This window comes from Mycobacterium sp. Soil_C_30, assembly GCF_057656995.1.
In genome coordinates this window covers 117,823-122,448 of the sequence record NZ_JBDGJH010000021.1, presented here as the reverse complement: position 1 = coordinate 122,448, position 4,626 = coordinate 117,823, and the positions used below count along the sequence as shown (strand labels likewise).

The 4,626-nt window shown below is 66.2% G+C and carries 3 protein-coding genes and 1 pseudogene; 3 read left to right on the top strand and 1 reads right to left on the bottom strand.

The window, feature by feature from the left end; genetic code table 11:
• Positions 1 to 195: 195 nt before the first annotated feature.
• Both AC3A6P_RS28980 and manA read left to right on the top strand, forming a co-directional pair.
• A pseudogene (locus AC3A6P_RS28980) lies at positions 196 to 276 on the top strand (hypothetical protein); the annotation flags it as partial.
• Positions 277 to 293: 17 nt separating this feature from the next.
• On the top strand, positions 294 to 1,520 hold the full coding sequence (gene manA, locus AC3A6P_RS28975; protein WP_487695772.1) for a mannose-6-phosphate isomerase, class I: 1,227 nt from the start codon (positions 294 to 296) through the stop codon (positions 1,518 to 1,520).
• 57 nt (positions 1,521 to 1,577) lie between these two features.
• Here the strand turns inward: manA and AC3A6P_RS28970 are convergent, their stop codons facing one another.
• On the bottom strand, positions 1,578 to 2,939 hold the full coding sequence (locus AC3A6P_RS28970) for an FAD-dependent oxidoreductase (RefSeq protein WP_487695770.1): 1,362 nt from the start codon (positions 2,937 to 2,939) through the stop codon (positions 1,578 to 1,580).
• A 59-nt stretch (positions 2,940 to 2,998) separates the two neighbouring features.
• Between AC3A6P_RS28970 and AC3A6P_RS28965 the strand changes: the two genes are divergently transcribed.
• Complete coding sequence (locus AC3A6P_RS28965) at positions 2,999 to 4,459, top strand: amino acid permease (RefSeq protein WP_487695768.1); 1,461 nt, start codon at positions 2,999 to 3,001, stop codon at positions 4,457 to 4,459.
• The last annotated feature ends 167 nt before the right edge of the window (positions 4,460 to 4,626 follow it).

The following is a 4,626-nucleotide window of genomic DNA, read 5'->3' as shown; positions in this document are numbered from 1 at the left end:
GACCATGGATACCGAGGAGAAGGCCGCGGCGCGGAGCGTCCTCGGCCGGGATCCGACCATGGATACCGAGGAGAAGGCCGCGGCGCGGAGCGTCCTCGGCCGGGATCCGACCATGGATACCGAGGAGAAGGCCGAGCCCGGCCGGGGTCCGAGCGCTGGGATGGGGGAGAACTCATCGCTTCACCCGTGGACGCCGGGCGTCCGGAACAGCAATTGGCGGTTCTCGCAGTGCGGCTGGAGATGGCTGCGGTCTATGTGAGACTCGCGAGGGGATGACAGGGGGATAACAGAACATGGAGTCCATGCGGGGAGCAATCCGCACGTACGCCTGGGGTTCACGGACCGCGATCGCCGAATTCACCGGTCGTACCGTGCCGACCAACCATCCGGAGGCCGAACTGTGGCTGGGGGCGCACCCCGGCGATCCGGCATTCCTGCAGACCGACTCCGGCGAGGTCTCCTTGCTGGAGGCGGTGCGCACCGATCCGGAAGGTCAACTGGGCCCGACGGTGCGCGCGCGGTTCGGCGATACGCTGCCGTTCCTGATGAAGGTCCTGGCCGCCGACGAGCCGTTGTCGCTGCAAGCGCACCCGAGTTCTGCGCAGGCCGTCGAAGGCTATGAACGCGAGGAGCGGATGGGGGTTCCGCTCAATTCGCCGGTGCGCAATTACCGCGACCGCAGCCACAAGCCGGAGCTGCTCGTCGCACTCGAACCCTTCGACGCGCTGGCCGGTTTCCGGCCGGTGGCGCGCACTGTCGAGTTCCTGAACGCGCTGGCGGTCTCGGATCTGGATCCGTTTGTGCATCTGCTGGCCGGCCAACCCGATGCCAATGGACTGCGCGCTCTTTTCACCACGTGGATCACCGCACCGCAACCCGATCTCGACGTGCTGGTGCCTGCGGTGCTTGACGGAGCCATCAATTACTTGCGTTCGGATGCAACGGAATTCGATGCGGAGGCCAAGGCGGTCCTCGAGCTCGGTGAGCGGTACCCCGGTGACGCGGGCGTGTTGGCGGCGCTGCTGCTCAACCTGCTGCACCTCGAACCCGGACAGGCTCTCTACATGCCCGCGGGCAACCTGCACAGCTACCTGCGCGGGGTCGGCATCGAGGTGATGGCCAACTCCGACAACGTGTTGCGGGGTGGTCTGACACCCAAACACGTCGACGTGCCCGAACTCCTGCGTGTGCTGGACTTCACCCCGGCCGAAGAGTCGATGTTGCTGTCACCGGTCGACCGCGACGGCTTCGAGTCCACCTACCGCACGCCCGCAGGTGAATTCACGGTGTCGGTGCTGGTGCTCGACGGCGACGACCTGGGGCATGAAGTCGATGCGCCGAGCCGGCACGACGGGCCGCAGATCCTGTTGTGCGCCGAGGGATCTGCCGTAGTGCGGGCCAAGGCCGACACGCTGACCCTGGATCGCGGTGCGGCGGCCTGGGTGGCCGCCGACGACGGCCCGATCCGGCTGACCGCCGACCAACCCACCAGGTTGTTCCGCGCGACGGTCGGTATCTAGAGCCCGCTCGACGACGTGAGCGCGGGGGTGCCCCAGCGTGCGAGAGGGCTGGACTGATCACCCAGCCCGCGCTGCTCGCCGCTCTGCGAGCCAGAGTTTGAGGTTGTGCCGGACGGTGCGGCCGACCAAGGGCGCCGACGGCACCATGTACAGGCTGTCGAGCAGGCTGAAGCGGCGCAGAAACCATTCGGCCAGAACCGGATCGGTCTCAGCGGCGCCCAGGAACTGATCGAACAGGTTGCCCACGGGGCGAAACCACCACGGCCGCGGTCCGGGTGCATTGTGCAACACCTGATCGCCGATGGCGTTCATGGTCCAGACCGGGAACGTGGTCTTCGCGGTCCGCTGCGCCAGCGCTTGGGCGATGTCCTCGGTACCCGATTCCAGTACCGCGCGGAGGTTGGCCGCCTGGATCGACGTCATCGTCATACCCTGGCCGAAGGTGGGATTGAAGCTCACCACCGCATCGCCCAGCGGAATGATCCCGGCCGGAAACCGGTCGAGCTTGTCGTACCGGCGCCACCTGCTGGTCGGGTACTTGTGGCGCGCCACCTCACCCACCGGTTCGCCTCTGCGCACCGCCGCGGCGACGTGGGCAGGCAGAACCTCCTCGGCCAGGGCCACCATCCCGGCGAAATCGCCCGGAGGTTCGGCGCGCGCAGTGCCGAACGTGGTCAGCCCCCAGATGCCGTCCTCGTAATACAGCATCCCGAGTCCCAGCGGCTGTGAGCGGGAGGCGCCCGCCACCACCACTTTCTCCTCGAACGCGCCGTCGGGAATGCGCACGCGGTGCGTCGAGTAGTCGATACCGACATCGACCGTGTCTTCGGGCGGCGGGTGAAAACCCCATTGCTGCAACCATTTCGGCAACCGGGTACCGCGGCCGGTGGCGTCGACGGTCAGGTCGGCGGTGACGGTGTCACCGTCGTCGGTGCGCACGCCGGTGACCCGCTGACGTGCCGGATCGAAGGCCGGCTCCGTCACCAGCCGGTGCTGGATCTCGACGTTCGCGATGTCGTGCACACGTCGCCGGATCTGCCACTCCAGGTGCGGCCGGCTCGGCACGTACGCGGTGAACTCGTCGCGCAATGTGTGTCTGGTGCCCAGGACGTGCCCGGCTGCGCCGAAGTGAATGCAATCGGGCCGGTTCTCGAGGATGGGCACACCATCGGCGACCATACGATCGAGCAGCCCGGGAAACAGCCCCTCGAGTTCTGCCGCGCCGCGCGCCATCAGTAGGTGCACATGGCGGTCCTGCGGCACAGCGGACCGGCTTGCGGGCACCGTCGGCAGCTCGTCGCGTTCCAGTACCGTTACGCGCTCGTAGAAGTCGGACAGCACGCGCGCGGCGCACAGCCCCGCGATGCTGGCGCCGATGACGACAACATGACCACAGGCGGCTTCGCCGTTCCTCCCCATTGATTTCCAACGTAATGGGTACATTGCCGGAATCAAGCCGATCGGAAGGTGACGAGACTATGACCGGACGGTGGCGGACGAAATCCGTCGAACAGTCGATCGCCGATACCGACGAGCCGGGTACCCGGCTTCGCAAAGACCTGAATTGGTGGGATCTGACTGTCTTCGGCGTCTCGGTCGTCATTGGCGCCGGCATCTTCACCATCACCGCCTCCACCGCCGGCAACCTGACCGGTCCTGCGATCTCGATTTCGTTCATCCTGGCCGCCATCGCCTGCGGGCTGGCTGCGCTGTGTTACGCCGAGTTCGCCTCCACGGTGCCTGTCGCAGGCAGTGCCTACACGTTCTCCTATGCCACCTTCGGTGAGTTCGTCGCCTGGATCATCGGCTGGGACCTCATCCTCGAATTCGCCGTCGCCGCAGCGGTGGTGGCCAAGGGCTGGTCCAGCTATCTGGGCACGGTGTTCGGGTTCGGCGGCGGCATCACCGATATCGGCGGCGTCTCCTTCGACTGGGGTGCGCTGGTGGTCATCGCGTTCGTGACGTTCCTGCTGGCCCGCGGCACCAAGCTCTCCGCCGGCGTCAGCCTGGTGATCACCGTGATCAAGGTGGCGGTTGTCCTGCTGGTGGTCGCCGTCGGTGCGTTTTACATCAACGTCGCCAACTACACGCCGTTCATCCCGCCCGCCGAGCCCGGTCACGGCGGATCGGGCACAGAACAATCGCTGTTCTCGCTGGTCACCGGCGCCGAAGGCAGTGCATACGGCTGGTACGGGCTGTTGGCCGGCGCCTCGATCGTGTTCTTCGCGTTCATCGGCTTCGACATCGTGGCCACCACCGCCGAGGAGACCAAGAATCCGCAGCGCGACGTCCCCCGCGGCATCCTGACCTCCTTGGCCATCGTCACGGTGCTCTACGTCGCGGTGTCGGTGGTGTTGTCCGGGATGGTGTCCTACACGGTGCTGCGCGACGCCGAGTCGCCGAATCTGGCCACAGCGTTCGAGGCCAACGGCATCAACTGGGCGGCGACGCTCATCTCGATCGGTGCGCTGGCAGGTCTGACCACCGTGGTGATCGTGTTGATGCTGGGGCAGACGCGGGTGCTGTTCGCGATGTCGCGCGACGGGCTGATCCCGCAGCAGTTGGCCAAGACGGGTGAGCACGGCACTCCCGTTCGGATCACCTTGATCGTCGGTGCACTGGTGGCGATCGCGGCGTCGGTGTTCCCGATCGGCAAGCTCGAGGAGATGGTGAACATCGGGACGCTCTTCGCGTTCGTCCTGGTGTCGGCGGGTGTGATCATGTTGCGCCGAAGCCGCCCCGACCTCAAGCGAGGGTTCCGGGCGCCCTTGGTGCCGCTGCTGCCGATTCTGTCGATCGTCGCGTGCGTATGGCTGATGCTCAATCTCACCGGTCTGACCTGGATCCGCTTCCTGATCTGGATGGGCATCGGCGTGGTGGTCTATTTCCTCTACGGCCGACGCCATTCGGTGCTGGGGCGCCGCGAAGCCTCTGTCTGACGCCCGACATATATGCGTGCAGCTACGGCTGTGCGGCGTGTCGCGTCGGTGAGCCACATATATGTGGGCGGGGTTTGAGGCTGACGCCGGACATATATGCGTGCAGCTACGGCTGTGCGGCGTGTCGCGTCGGTGAGCCACATATATGTGGGCGGGGTTTGAGGCTG

Excerpts from the sequence above, each read along its gene's own strand:
- manA (WP_487695772.1), top strand. The coding sequence starts at position 294 with ATGGAGTCCATGCGGGGAGCAATCCGCACGTACGCCTGGGGTTCACGG.
- AC3A6P_RS28970 (WP_487695770.1), bottom strand. The coding sequence starts at position 2,939 with ATGGGGAGGAACGGCGAAGCCGCCTGTGGTCATGTTGTCGTCATCGGC.
- AC3A6P_RS28965 (WP_487695768.1), top strand. The coding sequence starts at position 2,999 with ATGACCGGACGGTGGCGGACGAAATCCGTCGAACAGTCGATCGCCGAT.